The organism is Sphingomonas leidyi (assembly GCF_011761945.1).
In the GTDB taxonomy this organism is placed as follows: domain Bacteria; phylum Pseudomonadota; class Alphaproteobacteria; order Sphingomonadales; family Sphingomonadaceae; genus Sphingomonas; species Sphingomonas leidyi.
The window spans coordinates 949,521-971,611 of the sequence record NZ_JAASQV010000001.1 but is presented as its reverse complement, the minus strand read 5'-3'; the positions used below and the strand labels follow the sequence as shown (position 1 = coordinate 971,611).

The window sequence follows — 22,091 nt, the reverse complement described above, 5'->3', positions numbered from 1 at the left end:
CCAATTTCCGGGCGGCACCGCCGGATATTGCGGCAGGCGCTTGGCAGGGAGACCCGCCCTTGCCTCATCTTCGCTGCAACATCTCCTGATCATGATGCTCGTCGCGGCCTCTCTCTTCTGCGGCCTTCTGGCTGGCCTCACGATATTCCAGCTCTGCCTCATCGCCGGCGTGCCGCTGGGTCGCTTCGCCTGGGGCGGGCAGTATCGGATACTCCCCGCGCGCCTTAGATTCGGCAGCGGGATGGCGATCCTGATCTATGGGGCGCTTGCACTCGTCATCCTCGACAGAGCCGGTCTGATCGCAATTCTGCCCAGCGCCTGGTCGGCTGGCTTCGCCTGGGCGACAGTCTTCTATCTCGCGCTCGCGCTGGCGCTGAACCGGATCTCGCCGAGCCGGGCCGAACGCCGGCTCATGACGCCCGTCGCCGCGCTTCTCCTCTGTTGCGGGCTGGTCGTGGCGGTGGGGCCTTTGGCAACCTGAGACGGCGATACGAGACAGCGCTCCCGGCCCGGCGGCCTGATCCAGGCTTCGCGCAGCCAGCCTCCACAATGGAGGAAACCACGAGCCTACTCGTTTCATCACCCCGTCAAGTATAGCCCCACTCTCGACGAGGCTCACTCGATCGAATGCCGTGGTGACAACATGGAGCGGACAAACTCCCCGCGTCGACATGGGCAACGGGGATGCCAGTACTCCTTCCGACGGCGCTCGACATAATCACGACCTTGCCATGGCCATGATCCCTGCCCATGGAAATTCGTTACTTTCCGAGGAATCGTTATGGAGTCGCGCTCTATTTTATACCTCTCCTACGGTAGAATTCTTCAAATATATCACGAGTCGCCATCTTCAACATCGTAACATCTATCTCAAATCGCGGATGAATCCACCGCATCAGCGCGCTGCCTTCAATTTTTTGAACGCATTAAATCTCTGGATTCAAAAAGATTTCATCGATGTCGATGAACAACACACCACAATGAACACAATAGCATTTTTACAAAAATTTGATTCTGATAGATTTGCAGCAACAACTTTAATCACGATCAAATCTCCGTGAGAGGAACTTGAGGCAGAAATCTCGAGCAATCTCCCACGGACGAATCCGTTCGATATTTCATGACAATATATCGGGGGTGTCTCGTGAGCTACCTTGTTACTGCGGGTCCGCCAACACCTAATGGCGACCTTCATCTCGGCCATCTTTCCGGCCCCTATCTCGCAGGTGATATTCTGACGCGCTATTTGCGAATGATCGGCGAACGCGCGACTTACATCTCCGCCGGTGACGATCATCAAAGCTATGTCGCGCGAATGGCCAAGCAGGAGGGGCGCGATCCTGCAACCGTAGCCGCGGAGAATGGCGCGCGAATTCGGGAGTCGTTGGCGAGCGCCGGCATCTCGCTCGATCTGTTCGCCTCTCCGGCGCAATCGCCGCGCTATTCGGGATTCATCGAGCGCTTCTTCCGCACCCTGCTTGACCGCGACGCGCTGGAGGAGCGGACCACCGATCAGCCCTTCTGCATCACCTGCGACCGTTTCGCGTTCGAAGCGCATCTGCGTGGCCGTTGCTCTCATTGCGATGCCGAGAGCGACGGGGGGATCTGCGAGGCCTGCGGCAAACCGAATGCAGGCGCGGATCTGATCGATCCTGCCTGCGTCACTTGCGGCGGCACGCCCGAACGCCGCCCGCTACGCCAGCTCTGGTTTCCGCTCGAGCGCTATCGCAGCGCCGCCGAGTTTACGTTCGCCTGCGCCTGGCTGAACCCGCGGGCCCGCGCCCTGGTGGCCGAAATGCTGGCGCAGCCGCTGCCCGACGTGCCGGCCACCCAGCCTGCCGAATGGGGCATCGCGGTTCCCGCGAGCGGCTATGACGATCAGCGCATCTCCGCCTGGTTCGAGCTCGGCCCGCATTATCTGGCGCTTACCGACCTCCTGCCCGAGGCGAGGGGCAACCCCGGCGGCTGGCAGACGCCGTGGACGGGATTCGACAATGTCGTCCAATGCTTCGGATTCGACTCGATCTATTTCCACGTCGTGCTGTTCCCGGCCATCTTCCAGGCTTTCGATCCCCGGCTCCGCCCGCCGATCGGGTTCATCACCAACGAATTCTTCCGCCTCGACGGAAGCAAATTCTCCACCAGCCGCGGCCACGCCCTTTGGGCCGGCGCGTTCCTGCGCGAGCATGATGCCGATGCGTTGCGCTTCCATCTCGCGCGGGTCGCGCCCGAGATCGAGCAGACCAACTTCACGCTCGACGAGTTCGAGGCCACGCGGCGCGACGAGCTGATCGGCATCTGGGACGACTGGCTCAAGGACCTTGCGAAGCGCTGCGAGGCGGCGGGCGGGATGGTGCCGCTCGCGCCGGCGCCGCGCAGTGCGCCGCTCGCCCTCGCCCGCCTCGCCAGCCTGTTTGGCGACCTTTCGCACTGCTACTCGGTCCAGGGCTTCTCGCCCAGTCGCGCCGCACATCTGCTGAGCGAGATCGTGCGCGTCGCGCGCCGCTTCCGCGCCGAGCATGCGGTGTTCGACGGAAAGCCTGCCTCGGCGCTCGAGGCGGCCGGCGCCCTGGCAGTCGAGCTGGCCTTTGCCAGGAGCCTGGCGCTCGCCGCCGCGCCCATCCTGCCCGGCTTCGCCGATCGCTTGTGGCGCGACCTTGGCGAGCGCGGCGCGGTGGCGGAGGCGCGCTGGGAGCTGCTGCCGGCGATGCCGACGGCGGGCACCGCGATCTCGCTCTCGACCACGGGCTATTTCGAGCCCGCGCGGCCCGGCAGCGAGCCGGCCCCGCCCGAACCGACTTCCGAAGCGGAAGCGGCACCACCCGCGGACGACATCGAAACCGCTCCGTCCGAGGCCGAAGGCGAACCGATCGAAGCGAACGCCGAGGCCAGGGCCGAAGCGCCTTCCCCTGCGGAGCGCACCGAACCCGCACCGCGTGCCAATCGGAGGAGGGCTCGATGACGATGACGGCGGAACGGATCTATATCGACGAGGAGCGCGCTTCCTTCGCGCAAGAGCGGCTATGGTTGCTACAGCAGCTCGATCCCTCCGACAGCGGCTATAACCTCGTCATTCCCATCCCGCTGCCGCCCGGCACCGATGCCACGCTGCTCACCGCGGCCATGGCCGACATGATCGAGCGTCACGACAGCCTGCGCACGCTGTTCGAGGACCGCGACGGCGTGCCATGGCAATGCGTGCTGGCACCCTATACGCCGGCGGTGACGGCCCATGACTTCGCGGAGCTCCCCTCCGAGGCACGCGAGGAGGCGCTGGCCGAATTGATTGCCGGTGAGATCGCGACTCCCTTCGATCTTGCGGCAGCGCCGCCGCTGCGCTGCCGCCATGCGGATCTCGGCGAGGCCGGGACGCTGGCGGTGATCGCGCTCCACCACATCATCGCCGATGGCTGGTCGATGCACCTGTTCGCACGGGACCTCGCCGAATTCTGTGCCGCGCACGTCGCCGGACGCGCGCCCGTGCTGCCGCCGCTCGACTATCAATATGTCCATTTCTCCACCTGGCAGCGCGACCAGGTCGAGCGTGGCGCCTATGCCGAACAGCTCGACCATTGGGTACGCACGCTTTCGGAAGCGCCGCCGGTGCTCGACCTCCCCCTCGATCGGCCGCGCACGCCGCAGCCCGAAGCGCGCGGCGGCACCTGGGTGGTCCATTTCCCCAACGCACTGCGCAACGGCCTCAACCAGCTCGCACGGGCGGAGAATGCCACGCTCTACATGGTGCTGATGGCAGGCTATCAGGCCTTGCTGTCGCGGCTGGGCGGGCAACACGACATCATCGTCGCCTCGCCGGTCGGCAGCCGGCCAAGGGCCGAGTTCGACGACATCTTCGGCTGTTTCCTCAACAATGTGCTCGTGCGGGGCCGGCCTGCCCGCACGCAGAGCTTCCGCGAATTCCTTGCCGCGACGCGCGTGGCGGTGCTCGACGCCTTCGCGCACCAGGACGTGCCGCTCGAGGTGGTGATCGAGGCAGTCAAGCCGCAGCGCAGCCGCACCCATACCCCGCTGTTCCAGACCATGCTGGTGCTGCAGAACGCCCCGCGCACGATGGCGGAGGCAACGCCGGAGAGCGAGCCCGTCGACGGCCCCGGCCTGTCGCTCAACGCCAAGTTCGAGCTTTCGGTCGCACTATGGGAGAGCGCCTCCGGCATCACCGCCGCGTTCGAATATCGCAGCGACCTGTTCGACGAAGCCACCATCGCGGCGATGGCCAGTGCCTATCGCGCGCTGCTGGCCGATGCCGTCGCCCGCCCGGATGCGCGGCTGGGCAGCCTCGCGCTGCTCGATGCGCCGACGCAGCGGACGATGCTGCACGACTGGAACGCCGTGCAGCTCGACTATCCCGACACGGCGACGATCCACGGCCTGTTCGAGGAACAGGCGGCGCGCGATCCCGACGCGGTCGCGGTGATCTTCGAGGACCTGACTCTCAGCTACGCCGCGCTCAATCGCGCCGCCAATCGCATCGCCCACCAGCTGATCGCACTGGGTGCGGGACCGGAGACTTGCGTGCCGGTGGTCTGCGAGCAGAGCATCGAGATGATCGTCGCGCTGATGGGCGTGCTCAAGACCGGCGCCGCCTATGTGCCGATCGACCCGACATTGCCGCAGAAGCGCATCGAATATCTGATCGACAGCGTGGCACCCAAGGCAGTGCTGACGCTCGAGCGCTTCGCGGAGCTGGCCGGCGATCCGGGAGCCCCCGTGATCGCGATCGACGGGGCGCATGCCGCGGCTGGAGCCGATATCGGCAACCCCGAAGTCGCGGTCTCCGCCCGCACGCTCGCCTATGTGATCTTCACTTCGGGCACCACCGGCCTGCCCAAGGGCGTGGAGGTCGAGCATCGCAGCGTCATCCACCATCTCTGGGGCATGCGCGAGCAATATGCGGTGACCTCGGCCGACCGTTTCCTTCAGAAGCACCCGTTCAACTTCGACGTGTCGGTCTGGGAATTCTTCCTCCCGCTGGCAACCGGCGGCAGCACGGTGATGGTGCGCCCGGGCGGCCAGCGCGACCTCGACTATATGATCGACCGGATCGTCGCCGAGGGCGTCACCATCGTGTGCTTCCTCCCCTCGGCGCTCACGGTATTGCTCGAGCATCCCCGCATCGCGCTGCTCGACGCTTCGGTCCGCTGGATGCTGTGCGGCGCGGAGACCATGGCGCGCGACGTGCCGTCGCGCTTCTTCGAGCGGCTCCATGCCAGGCTGCACAATCTCTACGGCCCGACCGAGACGACCGTCCACAACAGCTGGTATGAATGCCTGGCCGGCGAACAGCCCGCGGTGATCCCGATCGGGCGACCGATGCCCGGCGTGCGCCTGTACGTCCTCGATCCCGACCTGCAACCCGTGCCGGTCGGCGTACCGGGGGAGATCCATATCGGCGGCGCCAGCGTCGCGCGCGGCTATCGCAACAGCCCGGAGATCAGCGAGGCCCGGTTCGTCGCCGACCCCTTCACCGACGGGCCCGATGCCCGGATGTATCGCACCGGCGACATCGGCCGCTTTCGCGCCGACGGCAATATCGAGTTCATCGGACGGCGCGACCGGCAGTTCAAGATCCGCGGCTTCCGCATCGAGCTGGGCGAGATCGCGCATGCGCTGCGCCAGCACGAGCAGGTCCGCGAAGCGCTGGTGATCGTCCGCGAGGACATGCCGGGCGATCTGCGCATCGTCGCCTATGTCGTCGCGAGCGAAGCCGGCCTGGGGGAGGCCGCGCTGCTCGATCATGCGGCGCAGCACCTCCCGCGGCACATGGTGCCGAGCGCGATCGTGATGATGGACAGCTTGCCGCTCACCGCGAACGACAAGGTGGACATGCGCGTGCTGCCGGCACCCGGCCGGTATCAGCGCGATGCGGGCCGGGCGCCCGAGGGCCCGATCGAGACCGGGCTGGCGGCGATCTGGAACTCGCTGCTCGGCTCCGCGGTGGAAGGCGTCGAGGACGATTTCTTCGACCTTGGCGGCCATTCCCTGCTCGCCGCGCGGCTCGTCGCCCATGTCCGCGCGCGCCTGGGCCGGGTGCTGCCGGTGCGCGCGGTGTTCGAGACGCCGAAGCTGGGTGCGATGGCGGAAGCCGTCGCCGCGGCGCCGATCGCGGAAGACGATCTCAGTGCGATGCTGCGCCGGCCGCGGCGATCCCTTTGACCGAATCCAGTACGGGGCTCTGCCAGATGTACAACGAAACCGGATTGAAATCCGCCGAAGTCCTCGAAACCGTCGCCGAGCCGGCGGTCACTGCCATCGACCTTGCCTGTATCGGCTTCGGCCCCGGCGGAATAAGCCTTGCCGCCGCCTATAGCGATTGGCGCGACGTCCAGCCGCAGGGCGCCTCGGTACCCAGCCTGCGGTTCATCGAGCGGCGCCCCGGCCCTGCCTGGCAGCCCGGGCTGCTGATCCGCGGCGCCGACCTCAACCATCACTTCCTCCGCGACTTCGCCACGCCGCGCGACCCGCGCAGCCGCTTCACCTTCGCCTGCTATCTCAAAGAAACCGGCCGATTGTTCCAGTTCGGCCATCTCGGCGGGCGCGTGAGCCGGGTCGAATGGAACGACTATGTCGTCTGGACCGCCCGCCATTTCGATCCGCTGGTCCGCTACGGGCTGGCGGTGCGATCGATCGCCCCCGCGGCCATGCGCAACGGCGCGCCGAACCTGATCGAGCTCGAACTGGATGACGGCAGCCGGATGGCGGCGCGCAACCTGGTGGTGAGCACCGGCCAGTTCCCGCGCGTGCCCGAGCCGTTCCGCCCGCATCTGGGTCCGCGCATGTTCCACAGCGCGGGATTTCTCGACCGGATCTCCGCCTTCGATCGCGCGGCGCCGCTCAAGATCTGCGTGCTGGGCTCGGGCCAGAGCGCGGGCGAGACGCTGCTCTGGCTCTACGACCATTTCCCCAACGCGCAGCTCACCTCGGTGCATCGCGGCCTGCCGTTCCGCCTCGTCGATATCGGCCATTTCAGCAACGAGGTCTTCTTTCCCGACCAGGTGCCCTATTTCCATGCCCTCTCCCCCGAGAAGCGGCGCATGGCCGCACAGGAATATCACCTGACCAACTTCTCGGCGGTGGACATCGACATCAGCCAGGGCCTCTACTGGCGGATGTACGAGGACCGCGTGCTCGGCACGACGCGCGCCGAAGTCATCGCCCGCCACGCCGCCAGCGAGATCGAACCCGTCGGCGAGGGATTCCGGATCCGCTTCGTCGACGGACTCAGCGGTGCCGAACGGATGGTGGACGCCGATATCGTGGTGCTCTGCACCGGCTATCACGAACCCGCCTTCCCGCCGCTGCTCGAGCCGCTGCGCAAATGGATCGTCACCGATTCCAGCGGAGGACCCGAAGTCGCGCTCGACTATCGCGTCCGGACCGCGTCCGGCTTCGGCCCGGCGCTGTACCTGAACGGCGTCACCGAGCGCACCCACGGCGCCAGCGACGCCTCGTCGCTCAGCATGACCGCGCTGAAGGCCCAGACGATCCTCGAATCCTTCCTGACCAACCGGAACCGCTGAACGGAGCCGCGCGCATGTCCACCTGGCTGTTTACCTATGGCTCGAGCACCGATCCGGATCATTTCGCGGAGGATTTCGGCAAGCCCGAGGCCTTTGCCGCCGCGCGCGTGGCGGACTATCGGCTGGCCTTCGTCAACTATCGCGAGGCGTTCGGCGGCGGCACTTCGGCGATCGTGCCGGCGCCCGGCGCGGAGGCGATCGGCGTCGCCTATCGCATCACGCCCGAACAGCATGCGAAGCTCGCACAGGCCGATCCCGACTATGCGCTGCAGCCGATCCAGGCGCGGATCGGCGGGGAGACCGTCGAGGCGGAAGTGCTGCTGCCGCGCACGATCCATGGCTTCGCCTCGCCCACCGATGCCTATATGGCGCGCATCCGCTACGGCCTGACCGGCTTCTACCCGGTCGCGCAGGTCGACGCCGTGATCCGCGCCGCGCTGGACCGGCGCTGGCTGTTCGACGGGCTTCCCGCGCAATGGGCGGCCGATGCCCAGCCGCGCATGGAATATGGCACGCTGTTCCGGCGTCTGCTGCCGTGGAAGGGCGGGGTCCGCACGCCCTGGGGCGGCGCCGTCGCCACCATCGCGCCGGGCACGGCCAGCGAATTGTTCCCCCATGACGAGGAAGAGCTCGCCTTCGTGCTGTCGGGCAGCGGCAGCCTGCGGCTCAACGCGCACGAGCGCGCGATCGGCCAGGGCGACCTCATCTATTTCGAACCCGAATGCGAGCACGTCGTGACCAACGACCAGCCCGGGGAGCCGCTGGTCGTGCTGTTCCTCTGGTGGGGCGGTGCCGATGGCGTGGCGTGGGCGGGACGCAAGATCTGACGCGATCCTTCGCGTTTCTGGCGGGAGCGGAGCAATGACGGACCTGAAGACGGCAACTCTAAACCGGCGCGGTTTCCTGGGCGCCCTGGGCTCGACCGTGGCGGCCGCCGGCACGGCATCCGCCCGTGCGGCGATCGCCGCACAGGACACCGAATTCGACTATATCGTCATCGGCATGGGATCGGCCGGCTGCGTCGTCGCCAACCAGCTGAGCGCAAAGGCGGGCCTTCGCGTGCTCGCGCTGGAAGCCGGCCCGACCGACTATACCCCGATCATCCAGAACCCCGACAATTACTACAAGGCCAAGGGCTCCCCGATCTACGACTGGAACTATCAGACGATCCCCCAGCCGCACATCGACGGCCGCATCATCCCCGCGCCGCGCGGCAGGGCCTATGGCGGATGCAGCTCGATCAACGCGATGATCTATATCCGCGGCAACCGGGCCGACTATGACAATTGGGCCTATCAGGGAAACAGGGGCTGGGCATATGAGGACGTGCTGCCGCTGTTCATCGCGGCGGAAGGCAATCGCGACATCCGCGGGCCGCTGACCGGCAACAAGGGGCCCCTCACCGTCCAGAACTATCCGCACAAGAGCCTGCCGGGCACGGCGTTCGTGCAGGCGGCGGTGCAGATGGGCTTCAAGGGGCCGGACTGGAACTTCAACGGCGCGATCCAGCAGGACGGCGCGGGCTTCTATCAGTTCACCATCCGCACCGAGCTGCGCGACGGCAAGCCAAGGCTGGAACGGTGCAGCCTGGCCAAGGCCTATCTCCATCCCGCGATGGGGCGCACCAACCTCACCGTCCGGCACGATGCGCCGGTCAAGCGGCTGATCGTCGAGGGCGGCCGCGCGGTGGGTGTGGAATATGTGCTCGACGGCCAGACGCTGCAGGCGCGCGCAAGCCGCGAGATCGTCCTGTGCGCCGGCGCGGTCACCTCTCCCGCGATCCTGATGCGTTCGGGGATCGGCCCGGCCGACGCGTTGCGCGCGCTCGGCATCCCCGTCGTCCTGGACCTGCCGGGCGTCGGCGAGAATCTGCAGGACCATCCGGTGCTGCCGGTCGCCTATCACGCCCTTCCCGCCTTGCCGCCGCTCTGGGCCAGCGGCGTCCAGGCCGGGCTGTTCGTCAAGACGCAGAGCCACGCACCCTCGGCCGCGCCCGACCTCCAGTTCCATTTCTGGCAGGGCGACGACGACGACGCCAATTCCTTCTCCTTCTCGCCAACCGTCGTCCGGCCGTCGAGCCGCGGCCGGATCCGGCTCAAGTCGGCCGACTATACCGTCGCGCCCCTGATCGACCCGAACTACATGCAGACCCAGGCCGATATCGACGTGATGATCAAGGGCATGGAGCTGTCGCGCGAACTGGTGCGCCAGCGAGCGTTCAAGGGCATTGCGGGCGCGCCGCTGCACGACTTCGGATCGGCGAGAACGCCCAGGGAAATGGCCGACTATGTCCGCAAGAACGTGCGGACGATCTATCACCTCGCCAGCACCTGCAAGATGGGGCTCGGCGCCGATGCCGTGGTCGATCCGGAGCTCAAGGTCTACGGCATCGCCGGCCTGCGCGTCGCCGATGCCTCGATCATGCCCGAGGTCGTCAGCGGCAACACCAACGCCGCATGCGCGATGATCGGCCAGCGTGCCGCCGACATGATCCTCGGCAGGGGCAAGCGCCCGTGAGCCGGCGCGCCCGCGCCGACATTGCGACTGGCGGCACCGCATCCTTCGCCCGGCTGGAATCGGAAGTGCGCGTCTATTGCCGCGACTTCCCCGCGGTATTCGCGCGGGCGCGGGGCGCCGAGCTCTTCGACGAGGAGGATCGGCGCTATCTCGACCTGCTGGCCGGCGCGGGGGTGCTCAACTATGGGCACAATCCGCCCGAGATCGTCGCGGCGATCAGCGGCTATCTGGCCGATGGCGGGATCGTCCATGCGCTCGATCTGCACACGGTGGCGAAGCGCCGGTTCCTGGACGCGTTCGAACGCCATATCCTCGTGCCGCGAAACCTGGACTACAAGATCCAGTTCACCGGCCCGACCGGCACCAACGCCATCGAAGCGGCACTCAAGATCGCGCGGCGGGTCACCGGCCGCCACGCCGTGATCGCCTTCACCAACGGCTATCACGGCGTATCGCTCGGCGCGTTGGCGACGACGGGGAATGCCGCCAAGCGGCGCGCCGCCGGCATTCCCCTCGGCGGCGTCGACCGGCTGCCCTTCGACGGGTATTTCGGCAGCGAGATCGATACGGCCGCCTATCTCGCGCACATGCTCGCCGATCCCGGCAGCGGGATCGATCCTCCCGCGGCGATCCTGCTGGAAGTCGTCCAGGCAGAAGGCGGCATCAACGTCGCGTCGGACGCCTGGCTGCGCTCGATAGCCGAGATCGCCCGCGCCCATGACGCCCTGCTGATCGTGGACGACATCCAGGCGGGCTGCGGGCGTACCGGAAGCTTCTTCAGCTTCGAGAAATCCGGGATCCGGCCCGACATCGTCTGCCTGTCCAAGGCGATCGGCGGCATGGGGCTGCCGATGTCGCTGGTGCTGATGGCGCCGGAACATGATTGCTGGCGGCCCGGCGAGCATAACGGCACCTTCCGTGGTCACAATCTCGCCTTCGTCGCGGCAACCGCCGCCATCGAGAACCATTGGTGCGACGAGCGGCTGGAACGGCGCATTGCGGCAAGCGCCGCGCAGCTCGATGCGCGGCTGCGCGCGTTGCCGGGCCATGGCAGGCCGGGCGGCTTCGAGCTGCGCGGCCGGGGCATGATCCGCGGCCTGGCCTGGCGCGACCCGCATGTCGCCGGACGAGTCTCGGCTGCCGCCTATGCGCGTGGCCTGATCGTCGAGACCTGCGGCCCGCACAGCGAAGTGCTGAAGCTGTTGCCGCCGCTCACGATCACCGCGGCGGAGATCGACGAAGCGGCCGATCTGCTGGGCGAGGCGATCGCCGAGGTCGTCCCCGCTCCCGCCACTGCGCTCGAGACGGCCTGACCGGCAATGCGCGGGCCCAGCCTTCTCGTGGTGGGGGCTGGCATCAACGGCCTGTGGACCGCGTGGCGCTTCCTCCGCGCCGGTTGGGACGTGACGCTGGCGGATGCCGGCCCCTTGCCCAATCCGGCGGCGGCTTCCTGGGACCAGCACCGGCTGATCCATCCGCTGGGCGCGGAATCCGAAGCCGACGTCCATGCCATCGAACGGGCACTGGGCGGCTGGGCGGAGCTCTGGTCGCGGCTCGGCCACAGCCATTACCGCCAGACCGGGGGCCTGCTCGGCAACCGCATGGAAGCGCGCTCGATCTTCCTGGGCGCCGCCGGCTGGCCCTGCCAGCGCGTGGGCAGCGCCAGCCTGGCGGCCCTGGTGCCGGGACTGCGCCGCCACCCGGAGGGCGGCGGATTATGGACACCCCGCGCCGGCGTGCTGCTCGCCGATCGCATCGTCACCGACATGGTCCGGCTGATCGAGGGGCTCGGCTGCCGCCTCCTGCCCAATCGGCCCATCCTGGAGGAGGAGATCCGCGAGGGGCGCTTCCGCCTCGGCCCTGGCGAGGCGTTCGCGCCCGACCTGACCATCGTCGCGGCGGGGGCCGGAACCGGCGAGGTGATACGGATGCTGGCGCCGCGTCTCACCGGTGTCGACCAGACGATGTTCTATTTCTCCGCCCCGCGCGCCTGGGAGCGCGCGCCCCTTCTCGTCGATTTCGGTCCGCATGACGACCTGTGGGCCGCGCCGCCGGTGGCCGGCACGATGCTCAAGCTCGCCGCCAGCGATCTTGCCGTCCCGGGGGGCCCGTTCGACAGCGACGCCCTGTCCGAGCGGATCGCCGAGACGTTCCGCACGATCGAATGGCGGTTCGTGCGCCAGGCGCGTTGCCGCTATGCCCGCACGGCCGACGGCGCCCGCATCCTGGAACCCGTAAGGGGCACCGACCAGCGGGCCTGGGTCGTAGCGGGCTGCAATGGTGGTGGCTTCAAGCTGGCGCCGCTGGTGGCGGAGTTGGTCTGGCAGCATGCCCGCGGCCAAGTGGAGGCTCTCGCATGACGGCGCCGGAGCCGGAATGGGCGGCCCTGCTCTCCCGATTGCCGGAGCCCGGGCCGGGGCGCACCACCATCGGCCTCGCGGTCGATACCGGTCCGCACGGTGCCGACCTGCTCCGGGCGGCGACAGTGTTGGCCGACGACTTTCCGGAGCTCGGCTATCTGTGGCTGGACGACGGAGCGAGCGCCGCGGGCGGCGCAGCAGCCGCACGGGCAATGGACGCGCGCGGCGTGCGGCTGGTCGTCGGGCACTTCAACAGCGCATCCGCGCTCGCCGCGGCGCCCCTCTATGCCCGGGGCGGCGCGGTGCTGCTGGCGCCCGGCGCGACGCATCCCGCATTGACCGGGGCGATGCCGCATTGCTTCCGGCTGTGCGCCCATGATCTGCGCCAGGCCAGGCTGTTCGCCGAGGAACTGGTCGTCACCGGGGAACGCCCGGTGCTGGTCACGCAGCGCATCGCCCATGGCAAGAGCCTTGGCGATGCGATCGAGGATCTGCTGCGCGCGGCCGGATGCACGCCCCTGCGCATCGATGCCGATCGCCCCGCGGAGATACCCCCGCTCCCGCCCGGGCCGGTGGCGGTGATCGGGCGCCATGCATTCGCGGCCGCGCTGTTGCCACGGCTGGCATCGCACCCGCGCGTGCTGCTGAGCGACGATTGCCGCACGCCGCATCTGCTCGACGCGATCCGTCCCGGCAGTTCGGACCTGCGAGTGGCGGCGCTCGGCGGCGCCGCCGACCCGGCGCCGAACGGCGGCGCCTATGCGCTGACCAGCCGCGCGGCCCTCGAGATATTGGCGGGAGCGGTGGAAATCGCGGGCCCCGGCCCGGCGGCCGTGGCCGAAGTGCTGCGCATTCGGCGTTGGCCCACCTGCCTCGGCACCATCGAGTTCGACGCGATGGGCGAACCCCTGGGTATCGACTGGCACTGGCTGCGGATCGCGCCTGCCTTTGCGGTGGAGGCGAACTGATGCGGACAACCCCGAGGCCATCCGGCACCGTCACCCTCTGGCTGGTGCCGCGCGAAGGAGAACATCGCGATCCAGGGGCCGAGTTCGCGGAACTCGATGCCGCCGCGCGCGCGCGACTGGAGGAAATCCGCGCGCCCGAAGCGCGCGACACCCAGTTGCTCAGCCGCGCATGGCTGGCACGCCTGCTGCGCGCGCAATTCGGGCCGGCGAGCGCACACTGGAGCGTCGGCATCGACTGCAACGGCCGAGCGACCCTGCGCGACGCGCCGCGGGAAATCACGATCGCATTCGCCCATGGACGCGACACCATCGCCCTCGCGATCGGCCATGATTGCGGCGCCGGCCTGGGCATCGATCTCGAGGATCGGCTCGGCGGCGACGACCCCCTGCTCGCGCCGGTGATGCTCTCGCCGGCCGAACTCGCCCAATATCATTGCCTGGGCACCGGAGAACGCCGACGACGCTATCTGCTGGCGCGCTGGGTGGCGAAGGAAGCCTATGCCAAGGCGCTGGGCAGAGGGTTGGCGCTGGGGTTCGACGCAATCGACACCATCGAGGTCGCGCCGGGGCATTTCGGCATCCGCGACCCCTATGCGCCGGACGACGCCGCCTGGCAGGTCAGGCTGATCGAACCCGACGACGGCACTGCCGTTGCCGTGGCATTGGCCCCGTCCGGCAACCGACCGGTCGCGATCGATCTCCACGATCCGGACGGGTTCAGAGGGTCCGTCACCACCGGAGAGGCAGAATATGCGGCGGAACCAAGTTTCGACTAGAACCCCAGCTCGCGCTCCCCGCCGCGCGCCCCACGGAATGCCAGTTGCGAAACGCCCCGCCCGTGCCGGACGGGCCTCGGGGGGAAAAATCAGAGGAAGTCGGAACCGCGCGGCAGGGCGAGGACGAAGACGGCACCTTCGCCGGGTTCGGAGGGTTCGAGCGTCAGCGTGCCGCCATGCGCGTCGACGATGGTCTGCGAGATGGCGAGGCCGAGGCCGGTGCCCGCCGGCTTGGTGCTCACCATCGGCTCGAACAGATGCTCGCGGACGCCTGGAGGCACGCCGGGGCCGGTATCCGCCACGCGGATGCGGACCCGGGGGCCTTCGGTCCAGCTCGAGATCGCGATCTGCCGGGCCGGGCTGTCCCCCATCGCCTGGGCCGCGTTGAGCAGGAGATTGGAGAGCACCATCTCGATCTGGATGCGATCCCCCAGCACGCAGGTCGATCCCGGCGCGAAGCTGCGCACCATGTCGACATCGTCCAGGCACGACAGGCGCGGGCGCACGGCGTCGAGCATTTCGATCAGGCATTCCGGCCGCGCGTCGATCCGGCCGGTCTTCACGAAGCTGCGCATGCGCAGCACGATGTCCGAGGCGCGCGCGGTCTGGGCCGCGGCATCCTCGATGAAGCCGAGCAGTTGCTCCAGCCCCTGGATCCGCTCGCGCAGTACCGCGGCGCAGCCCAGCATGTAGTTGCTCGCGGCAGTCAGCGGCTGGCTCAGCTCATGCGCCATCGCCGCCGCCATCGCGCTCATCGCCGTCAGCCGCGCGCGCGCCGCGGGATCCCCCGGCGCACCGGGATCGCGCGGCGAATCATTCGCCGCAAACCGCACCGAATCGAGCGCCTCGCGCAATGCATATGCGTCGGCGCCGGCGCTGCGCCTGGCCATCGATGCCCCATCGAACCCCATTTACTTCTCCGTTCTTCCGATTTCCTGCCCATGGAAACCAGTATTCGCGGATTCATTAGGACGAGTTGCGCCAGACTGCTTTGCATTTCACGCCAACCACTTGGCAGTTCACGTCACCCTGCATAAGAATTGGAACGTCCCGGATGCACGCCGGGCATGGGGAGGGTCCGGCATGACTTCGGGGCGTGCGGCCATGTTGATGGACTATGTCCCGGTCGCCCTGGAAGTTGGCCTCGATCCCTATCGCATTCTTGCCGACATCGGCGTCAGCCCGTCGCAACTCCGCAACCCCGAGGAACGGCTTCCCCGCGGCGTGATCGCCTCGATCCTCGAGCGCTCGGCCATGGAAGCGAACTGCCCGCACTTCGCAATGCTGATCGCCGAGCGGCGCGACTTATCCTCGCTCGGCCCGTTGAGCCTCGTCCTCCAGCAGCAGGAGACGCTGGACGACGCCGTCCGCACGCTGATCCGCTACCAGCATCTGCTGAGCGACCTGCTCACCTTCAGCCTCGAGATCGAGGGCGACGCTGCGCTGGTGCGGACCCAGATCGTCAGCAACATCGATTTCGCGCCGCGCCAGGCCCATGAAGCGGTGGCCGCGATGCTCTCGCGCGTCTTCATCGAGATCGGGGGCAGCGCATGGAAGCCGGAATGCCTGCATTTCATGCATGCCGCTCCCCGCTCGCTGGACGTGCACCACCGGGTGCTCGGCTGCCCGGTGCGCTTCGGCAGCGACGCGAACGGCGTCGTCTATGGCCGCGAGACGCTGCGTGCCCGCAACCCGGGCTATCGCTCGAACCTTGCCGCCTATGCGAACCGCTATTTCGAGACGCAGCTGCCCGCGGCCCCCCCGCTCACCGAAGTGGAGCGGACGCGCCGGGCGCTCTTCATCCTGCTCGCGTCCGGCAACGCCTCCATCGAGAAGGTCGCGCGCCACATCGGCGTCTCGCCGCGCACGCTCCAGCGCAGGCTGGAGGCCGAAGGTGCCGGCTTCAGCGCGGTGCTGAACGGAATACGCCGCGAGCTGGTGGTCCGCCACCTGCTCAACAACGTCCAGCCGCTCGCCACGATCGGCGAGATGCTGGGCTATGCCTCGCCCGCCGCGTTCACGCGCTGGTTTACCTCCGAGTTCGGCATGTCGCCCAGCGCGTGGCGCCGTTCGGCGAGCGAGGATGCCCTGGCCGCCCCGGCCCCGGCCCCGGCGGAGGACAGGGACCCGGACCCGGCCGGGGCGCAGGCGATCGAGGTGCCGACGCCATGATGCGGCGGAATCGCGATTGCGCGCCATTCTCCGGTTGGGGAGCGAGCCGGGATCCCGCGGCGCCACAGGCGGACGCGTCGCAGGCCGCGCCCCTCCCCTTGCGACTCCTCGCCCCGCCTGCGATGTTCGCACGATGCACGACCTCGACACGTTCATCGCCGGACTACCCAAGGCGGAACTTCACCTGCACATCGAAGGCAGCCTGGAGCCCGAGCAGATGTTCGCCTTTGCCCGGCGCAACGGCGTCGCCATTCCCTTCGCTTCGGTGGAGGAAGTGCGGGCCGCCTATGCATTCTCGAACCTCCAGGATTTCCTCGACATCTATTATGCCGGTGCCGACGTGCTGCGCACCGAGGAGGATTTCCACGACCTCGCCCTCGCCTATTTCGAGCGGGTGGCGCAGGACGGGGTCGTCCATGCCGAGATCTTCTTCGATCCGCAGACGCACACCCATCGGGGCATTCCGTTCGGCGTGGTCGCCAACGGGCTGCTCGCCGGCATGGAGGCGGCCGAGGCGCGGCTCGGCATCACGTCCAAGCTGATCCTCTGCTTCCTGCGCCACCTGGACGAGGAGGATGCCTTCAAGACGCTGACCCAGGCCCAGCCCTGGCTCGACCGGATCGCCGGCGTCGGCCTGGATTCGTCGGAGCTCGGCCATCCCCCTGCCAAGTTCGAGCGCGTCTTCGCCGCCGCCGCCGCGATGGGGCTCAAGCGCGTCGCCCATGCCGGCGAGGAAGGGCCGCCCGAATATGTCGCCGAGGCACTCGACCTGCTGGCGATCGACCGGCTCGACCATGGCAATCGCAGCCTCGAGGATCCGGCCCTGGTCGCGCGCCTGGCCCGCTCCTCGATGACGCTCACCGTCTGCCCGCTTTCCAACGTCAAGCTGTGCAACGTCGCCTCGGTCGACGCGCATCCGATCGACCGGATGCTGCAACTGGGCCTGCGCGCCACGGTCAATTCGGACGATCCCGCCTATTTCGGCGGCTATGTCGCCGACAATTACCGGGCGATCGCGCAGGGCCGCGATCTCAGCCGCCGCGACCTGGTGACGCTGGCGCGGAACAGTTTCCTGGGTTCCTTTCTTTCCGACGACGAAGTCGCCGCGCACCTCGCCCGGGTCGACGCCTATGCGGAGGAACACGCTTGAGCATCGTCTTCACCCATTTCACGCATGAGGAGATGGTGGCGGGCGTCCACGCCATCGCCGCCGCCGCGGAAGCCTGGAACCCGACACTGCTGGTCGGCGTCGGCCGCGGCGGGCTGACGCCGGCGGTGTTCCTGTCGCACCGGATGGGCCTGCCGCTCGTTTCGATCGACCATTCGACCAGGATCGCCCAGTTCGGCGAGGAACTGGTCTCGGTGCTCGCCCGGCGGACGCGCGACGGCGATCGGCTGCTGTTCGTCGAGGACATCAACGACAGCGGCAAGACGATCGGCGAGATCCGCAACGCGCTTGCCGGCGAAGGCGCGATCGCCAGCCGCATCCGCTTCGCCGTGCTGCTCGACAATCTCCGCTCCTCGCAGCAGGTCGATTATCGCTCCCGCCGCATCGATCGCTCGGTCGAGAAGGACTGGTTCGTCTTCCCCTGGGAAGCCATGGCGCCTCGCGACACGCTCGCCGAGGATGCGATGGAAGTTCCCGAACGCCTGGCGTGATCTGGCATGGGTTGTTCAGCCTCCGTCAATCGCGGATATGCCACGCTCCATCGTGGACACATCCCTGCCGGCGCGCGTTCGTTCCGTCATAGCAGTGCCCAGACTTTAACTTCGGAGGAACCATGTTGAGAACTCCCAAGCGCCCTCGGTTCGCAGCGCTTGCTCTCATCCTCGCCGGCAGCATCTCGCTGTCCGCCTGTATGACCGCGACCCCCTATCAGCCTGCCACCGGCAACGGCACCGCTGTCCGCAACGGCTATTCGGACACGCAGATCGAAAGCAACCGCTTCCGCATCAGCTTCTCCGGCAACAGCCTCACCTCGCGCGAGACGGTCGAGCGCTACCTGCTCTACCGTGCCGCCGAGCTGACGCTCCAACAGGGTTTCGATCACTTCATCCTGTCCGATCGCGACACCGAGAAGAAGACCGATATCGTGCGCGAGCCGGGTGCCTGGGGCCCCGGGCCCTGGGGCTATTGGAGCCCGTCCTGGCGCTTCTATCGCGGTCCGCGCTGGGGCTGGCGCAGCTGGGATCCGTTCTTCGACGACCCTTTCTGGCGCGACCGCGACTGGGACTATCGCACCGTCACCCAATATGAGGCGATGGCCGAAGTGGTGATGGGCAAGGGCCCCAAGCCCTCCGACAACCTGCGCGCCTTCGATGCGCACGAGGTGGTCAGCCGCCTGGGCCCGTCGATCCAGATGCCGGCCACGAAGTAAGAACGCACGAAAAGCCCCTCCCGCAACCGGGAGGGGTTGGGGGCGGGCCTGCTGTGTCTGCCCTTTTGTGTTTGGGGATATCGGGACATCCCCTCTCCCAGGTTGATCCTCTCCCAGGTCGAGGCCTCATATTCCTTCAATCGTCATCCCCGCCTGCGCGGGGATGACGGCAAGGAATCAGATACTTGTTCGGGTTCTCAACCTGGCCCCTCCCGCAAGCGGGAGGGGACTGCAGAAGAAGTTATGCCACCTGGCCGTGGCAGTGCTTGTACTTGCGGCCCGAGCCACAGGGGCACGGCGCGTTGCGGCTGACCAGCCCTTCCCACTGCGCCGGATCGGTGCCGAGTTCCTCGGCCGAAGGCTGGGGAATGCCCATCTGCGGCAAGCGGGTGGTGATCAGCCCGGCCGCACCGCCGTCATAATCATAGGTATCGTCCTCGCCGGTCAGCGGATCGATATGGGTGGTCAGGAAGTCGGGAAGCTCGGGCAACTGCGGCGCAGGCTCCATCCGGAACTGGGCGAAGGCGAGCGTGCGAGTCACATCCTCGCGGATCTGGCCCAGCATGCGCTCGAACATCGCGAACGCCTCGTGCTTGTACTCGTTGATCGGCGTCTTCTGGGCATAGGCGCGCAGGTGCACGACCTGGCGCAGCGCGTCGAGCATCGCGAGATGCTCCTTCCAGTGATGATCCAGATTCTGCAGCAGGATCGACTTCTCGATCTGGCTCCAGGTCTCGGGCTCCAGATCGACGGCCTTGGCCTCGACGAGCTTGTCCGCGGCCTCGCGGATGCGCTCCTCGACCATCTCCGGCTCGATCTGCGCCTCGTCCCTGATCCACTGCTCGACCGGCGCATCGACGTTGAGGGTGCTCAGCACCTTCTCCTTCAGCTCCTCGACCTTCCACTGCTCGGGATAGGAGCCGTGCGGGCAATATTCGCCGACGATGGCGTTCACCGTCTCGGCGCGCATGTCGGTGACGACGTCGCCCACCGTCTCGGCGTCCATGATGTCCGCGCGCTGCTCGTAGATCACCTTGCGCTGGTCGTTCATCACGTCATCATATTCGACGACCTGCTTGCGGATGTCGTAGTTGCGCGCCTCCACCTTGCGCTGCGCGGTCTCGATCGCCTTGCTCAGCCACTTCGAGCCGATCGCCTCGCCATCGGCGATGTTGTTGCGCATCATCTTGGCGAACAGCGTGTTCGAGCCGAAGATGCGCAGCAGGTCGTCGTCCAGCGACAGGTAGAAGCGGCTCAGGCCCGGATCGCCCTGGCGGCCCGAGCGGCCGCGCAGCTGGTTGTCGATGCGGCGGCTCTCATGCCGCTCGGTACCGAGCACGAACAGGCCGCCGGCTTCCTTCACCTTCTGCTTCTCCGCCGCGATCTCCGCGCGGATCTGCTCGATCGCGGCATCCTTGGCGGGGCCATCCTCCATCTCGGCCAGTTCGTCATGGGTGCGGAACTCGAGGTTGCCGCCCAGCTGGATGTCGGTGCCGCGGCCGGCCATGTTCGTGGCAATGGTCACCGCGCCCAGCCGGCCCGCCTGGGCCACGATATGCGCTTCATGCTCGTGCTGGCGCGCATTGAGCACGCTGTGCTCCACGCCTTCCTTGGTCAGGAACTCGGAGAGCATCTCGCTCTTCTCGATCGAGACGGTGCCGACCAGCACCGGCTGGCCCTTGACGGCGTGTTCCTTGATCTTCCTGGCGATCGCCGCGAACTTCTCGTCGAGCGTCTTGTAGAACTCGTCCTCCTCGTCGACGCGCTGCACCGGCAGATTGGTCGGGATGGTGACGACGTTCATCTTGTAGATATCGAAGAATTCGGGTGCCTCGGTCGCCGCGGTGCCGGTCATGCCCGAGAGCTTGGGATACATGCGGAAATAGTTCTGGAAGGTGATCGAGGCGAGCGTCTGGTTCTCCGGCTCGATCTGGACGCCTTCCTTGGCCTCCACCGCCTGGTGCAGGCCGTCCGACCAGCGCCGGCCATCCATCATGCGGCCGGTGAACTCGTCGATGATGACGACCTTGTCGTCCTTCACGATATAATCGATGTCGCGCTTGAACATCACGTTCGCGCGCAGCGCCTGGTTCAGGTGGTGGACGACCTGGGTATTCTCGAAGTCGTAGAGATTGGCGCCCTGGAGCAGCCCGGCGGCCTCGAGCATGCGCTCCACCTTCTCGGTGCCGTCCTCGGTCAGCACGATGGTGCGCTGCTTCTCGTCCTTCTCATAGTCCTCCGGCGCCAATTGCTTCACCACCGCGTCGACGCCCATGTAGAGCTCGGACTTGTCGTCGGTGGGGCCGGAGATGATCAGCGGCGTGCGGGCCTCGTCGATCAGGATCGAGTCGACCTCGTCGACGATCGCGAAGTTGAACGGGCGCTGCGTCATCGAGACGCGCTCGTACTTCATGTTGTCGCGCAGATAGTCGAAGCCGAACTCGTTGTTCGTGCCATAGGTGATGTCCGAACCATAGGCCTCGCGGCGTTCATGATCGGAGAGATTGGGCACGATCACGCCGACGGTGAGGCCGAGGAACTTGTAGACCTGGCCCATCCACTCCGCATCGCGCTTGGCGAGATAGTCGTTGACGGTGACGACATGGACGCCGTCGCCCGGCAGCGCGTTGAGATAGGTCGCCAGCGTCGCGACCAGCGTCTTGCCCTCGCCGGTGCGCATCTCGGCGATCTCGCCGCGGTGGAGCACGATGCCGCCCACCATCTGCACGTCATAGTGGCGCTGGCCGAGCACGCGCTTGGCCGCCTCGCGCACCGTGGCGAAGGCCTCCGGAAGCAGCGCGTCGAGCTTCTCGCCATTCGCGAGCCGCTCGCGGAACTTCACCGTCTGGCTCGAAAGCTCCTCGTCGTTCATCGCCGAGATCGCCGGCTCGAAGCCGTTGATCTTGTTCACGATGCTGCCGAGCGACTTCACATAGCGATCGTTCGAGGAGCCGAAGAGGGTCTTGGCAAAACCGCCGAGCATGGATTTTCCAGTCTATGTCTAGGGTGGTCGGACGGGCGCGCCGCTGCGGCCGGCGCCCGCTTGGATGCGAAAACGGAAAGAACGGCCGCCGGGTTCAGCGGGCCGCGAGGAAGCTTATTCGAGCCGGCGCTCGAAGGGCAGGCGCAGGGCGGCGGGCGCGTTCCGCACGGCCGCGAGCGGAAGAACCCTTTCAGGCCGCAGCAGCGGCACGGGGAGCGCAGCCACGGCGCGACGGGCCGGAAGCACCGCCGCCTGCGCCGCCTGGGCAGCCTGGACCACCGCCACGCCCTGCATCTGCCGAAGTCCGCCGCGATCGGCCGAACCGGCACCGGTCAGGCTCGCGAGAAAGGCAGTGAGGAGAAGCAGCAGTTCCAAGAAACGAAGCTCGCAAATGTTCCGGCG

18 protein-coding genes are annotated in these 22,091 nt (G+C 67.4%); 15 read left to right on the top strand and 3 right to left on the bottom strand.

Going from position 1 to position 22,091, the window contains the following annotated elements; translation table 11 throughout:
• Positions 1-91: 91 nt before the first annotated feature.
• The 11 genes from FHR20_RS04820 (at position 92) to FHR20_RS04770 (ending at position 14,156) form a co-directional block, all read left to right on the top strand.
• Complete coding sequence (locus tag FHR20_RS04820) at positions 92-481, top strand: hypothetical protein (RefSeq protein ID WP_167298452.1); 390 nt, start codon at positions 92-94, stop codon at positions 479-481.
• A 154-nt stretch (positions 482-635) separates the two neighbouring features.
• On the top strand, positions 636-1,061 hold the full coding sequence (locus FHR20_RS04815) for a hypothetical protein (protein WP_167298451.1): 426 nt from the start codon (positions 636-638) through the stop codon (positions 1,059-1,061).
• Between the two features lie 59 nt (positions 1,062-1,120).
• Complete coding sequence (locus FHR20_RS04810) at positions 1,121-2,962, top strand: methionine--tRNA ligase (RefSeq protein WP_243857121.1); 1,842 nt, start codon at positions 1,121-1,123, stop codon at positions 2,960-2,962.
• On the top strand, positions 2,959-6,171 hold the full coding sequence (locus tag FHR20_RS04805; protein WP_167298449.1) for a non-ribosomal peptide synthetase: 3,213 nt from the start codon (positions 2,959-2,961) through the stop codon (positions 6,169-6,171). The genes FHR20_RS04810 and FHR20_RS04805 overlap by 4 nt, the downstream gene beginning before the upstream one ends.
• Positions 6,172-6,197: 26 nt before the next feature.
• A complete protein-coding gene (locus FHR20_RS04800; RefSeq protein WP_208413401.1) occupies positions 6,198-7,535 on the top strand; it encodes a SidA/IucD/PvdA family monooxygenase in 1,338 nt (445 codons plus the stop codon).
• Between the two features lie 14 nt (positions 7,536-7,549).
• The gene (locus FHR20_RS04795; protein ID WP_167298447.1) at positions 7,550-8,362 is read left to right on the top strand and encodes a cupin domain-containing protein; all 813 of its coding nucleotides are present in this window, start codon (positions 7,550-7,552) and stop codon (positions 8,360-8,362) included.
• Positions 8,363-8,396: 34 nt separating this feature from the next.
• Positions 8,397-10,052: a GMC family oxidoreductase gene (locus FHR20_RS04790; RefSeq protein ID WP_167298446.1), complete on the top strand. Its 1,656-nt coding sequence runs from the start codon at positions 8,397-8,399 to the stop codon at positions 10,050-10,052.
• Positions 10,049-11,365: a diaminobutyrate--2-oxoglutarate transaminase gene (gene ectB, locus FHR20_RS04785; protein ID WP_341786407.1), complete on the top strand. Its 1,317-nt coding sequence runs from the start codon at positions 10,049-10,051 to the stop codon at positions 11,363-11,365. Before FHR20_RS04790 ends, ectB begins: the two co-directional genes overlap by 4 nt.
• Positions 11,366-11,371: 6 nt before the next feature.
• Entirely contained in the window at positions 11,372-12,412 is a 1,041-nt protein-coding gene (locus FHR20_RS04780) for an NAD(P)/FAD-dependent oxidoreductase (RefSeq protein ID WP_167298444.1), read from the top strand.
• On the top strand, positions 12,409-13,380 hold the full coding sequence (locus FHR20_RS04775; protein ID WP_167298443.1) for an ABC transporter substrate-binding protein: 972 nt from the start codon (positions 12,409-12,411) through the stop codon (positions 13,378-13,380). The genes FHR20_RS04780 and FHR20_RS04775 overlap by 4 nt, the downstream gene beginning before the upstream one ends.
• Positions 13,380-14,156 carry a 4'-phosphopantetheinyl transferase family protein gene (locus tag FHR20_RS04770; RefSeq protein ID WP_167298442.1) on the top strand — a complete coding sequence of 259 codons (777 nt, stop codon included), beginning with the start codon at positions 13,380-13,382 and terminating at the stop codon, positions 14,154-14,156. Before FHR20_RS04775 ends, FHR20_RS04770 begins: the two co-directional genes overlap by 1 nt.
• An 89-nt stretch (positions 14,157-14,245) precedes the next feature.
• Here FHR20_RS04770 and FHR20_RS04765 read toward each other — a convergent pair whose 3' ends face one another.
• Positions 14,246-15,046 (bottom strand): sensor histidine kinase, encoded by an 801-nt coding sequence (locus tag FHR20_RS04765; protein ID WP_208413400.1) that lies wholly within the window; start codon positions 15,044-15,046, stop codon positions 14,246-14,248.
• A 193-nt stretch (positions 15,047-15,239) separates the two neighbouring features.
• Here FHR20_RS04765 and FHR20_RS04760 point away from each other — a divergent pair, with 193 nt between their 5' ends.
• The 4 genes from FHR20_RS04760 (at position 15,240) to FHR20_RS04745 (ending at position 18,706) form a co-directional block, all read left to right on the top strand.
• Positions 15,240-16,328, top strand: a complete 1,089-nt coding sequence (locus tag FHR20_RS04760; RefSeq protein WP_167298440.1) for an AraC family transcriptional regulator — start codon at positions 15,240-15,242, stop codon at positions 16,326-16,328.
• A 133-nt stretch (positions 16,329-16,461) separates the two neighbouring features.
• The gene (locus tag FHR20_RS04755) at positions 16,462-17,478 is read left to right on the top strand and encodes an adenosine deaminase (protein ID WP_167298439.1); all 1,017 of its coding nucleotides are present in this window, start codon (positions 16,462-16,464) and stop codon (positions 17,476-17,478) included.
• The gene (locus FHR20_RS04750) at positions 17,475-17,987 is read left to right on the top strand and encodes a phosphoribosyltransferase (RefSeq protein ID WP_243857120.1); all 513 of its coding nucleotides are present in this window, start codon (positions 17,475-17,477) and stop codon (positions 17,985-17,987) included. Before FHR20_RS04755 ends, FHR20_RS04750 begins: the two co-directional genes overlap by 4 nt.
• Before the next feature lie 122 nt (positions 17,988-18,109).
• Entirely contained in the window at positions 18,110-18,706 is a 597-nt protein-coding gene (locus tag FHR20_RS04745; RefSeq protein WP_167298438.1) for a CC0125/CC1285 family lipoprotein, read from the top strand.
• Positions 18,707-18,947: 241 nt separating this feature from the next.
• Here the strand turns inward: FHR20_RS04745 and secA are convergent, their stop codons facing one another.
• On the bottom strand, positions 18,948-21,689 hold the full coding sequence (secA, locus tag FHR20_RS04740) for a preprotein translocase subunit SecA (RefSeq protein ID WP_167298437.1): 2,742 nt from the start codon (positions 21,687-21,689) through the stop codon (positions 18,948-18,950).
• Between the two features lie 114 nt (positions 21,690-21,803).
• Positions 21,804-22,064, bottom strand: a complete 261-nt coding sequence (locus FHR20_RS04735; protein WP_167298436.1) for a hypothetical protein — start codon at positions 22,062-22,064, stop codon at positions 21,804-21,806.
• Positions 22,065-22,091 lie beyond the last annotated feature (27 nt).

What these genes read in the sequence shown, in the direction of transcription:
- FHR20_RS04765 (WP_208413400.1), bottom strand. Translation starts at nt 15,046, where the DNA reads ATGGCCAGGCGCAGCGCCGGCGCCGACGCATATGCATTGCGCGAGGCG.
- FHR20_RS04795 (WP_167298447.1), top strand. Translation starts at nt 7,550, where the DNA reads ATGTCCACCTGGCTGTTTACCTATGGCTCGAGCACCGATCCGGATCAT.
- FHR20_RS04800 (WP_208413401.1), top strand. Translation starts at nt 6,198, where the DNA reads ATGTACAACGAAACCGGATTGAAATCCGCCGAAGTCCTCGAAACCGTC.
- FHR20_RS04805 (WP_167298449.1), top strand. Translation starts at nt 2,959, where the DNA reads ATGACGATGACGGCGGAACGGATCTATATCGACGAGGAGCGCGCTTCC.
- FHR20_RS04760 (WP_167298440.1), top strand. Translation starts at nt 15,240, where the DNA reads ATGACTTCGGGGCGTGCGGCCATGTTGATGGACTATGTCCCGGTCGCC.
- FHR20_RS04820 (WP_167298452.1), top strand. Translation starts at nt 92, where the DNA reads ATGATGCTCGTCGCGGCCTCTCTCTTCTGCGGCCTTCTGGCTGGCCTC.
- FHR20_RS04790 (WP_167298446.1), top strand. Translation starts at nt 8,397, where the DNA reads ATGACGGACCTGAAGACGGCAACTCTAAACCGGCGCGGTTTCCTGGGC.
- FHR20_RS04745 (WP_167298438.1), top strand. Translation starts at nt 18,110, where the DNA reads ATGTTGAGAACTCCCAAGCGCCCTCGGTTCGCAGCGCTTGCTCTCATC.
- FHR20_RS04755 (WP_167298439.1), top strand. Translation starts at nt 16,462, where the DNA reads ATGCACGACCTCGACACGTTCATCGCCGGACTACCCAAGGCGGAACTT.
- FHR20_RS04810 (WP_243857121.1), top strand. Translation starts at nt 1,121, where the DNA reads ATGACAATATATCGGGGGTGTCTCGTGAGCTACCTTGTTACTGCGGGT.
- FHR20_RS04770 (WP_167298442.1), top strand. Translation starts at nt 13,380, where the DNA reads ATGCGGACAACCCCGAGGCCATCCGGCACCGTCACCCTCTGGCTGGTG.
- FHR20_RS04775 (WP_167298443.1), top strand. Translation starts at nt 12,409, where the DNA reads ATGACGGCGCCGGAGCCGGAATGGGCGGCCCTGCTCTCCCGATTGCCG.
- FHR20_RS04780 (WP_167298444.1), top strand. Translation starts at nt 11,372, where the DNA reads ATGCGCGGGCCCAGCCTTCTCGTGGTGGGGGCTGGCATCAACGGCCTG.
- secA (WP_167298437.1), bottom strand. Translation starts at nt 21,689, where the DNA reads ATGCTCGGCGGTTTTGCCAAGACCCTCTTCGGCTCCTCGAACGATCGC.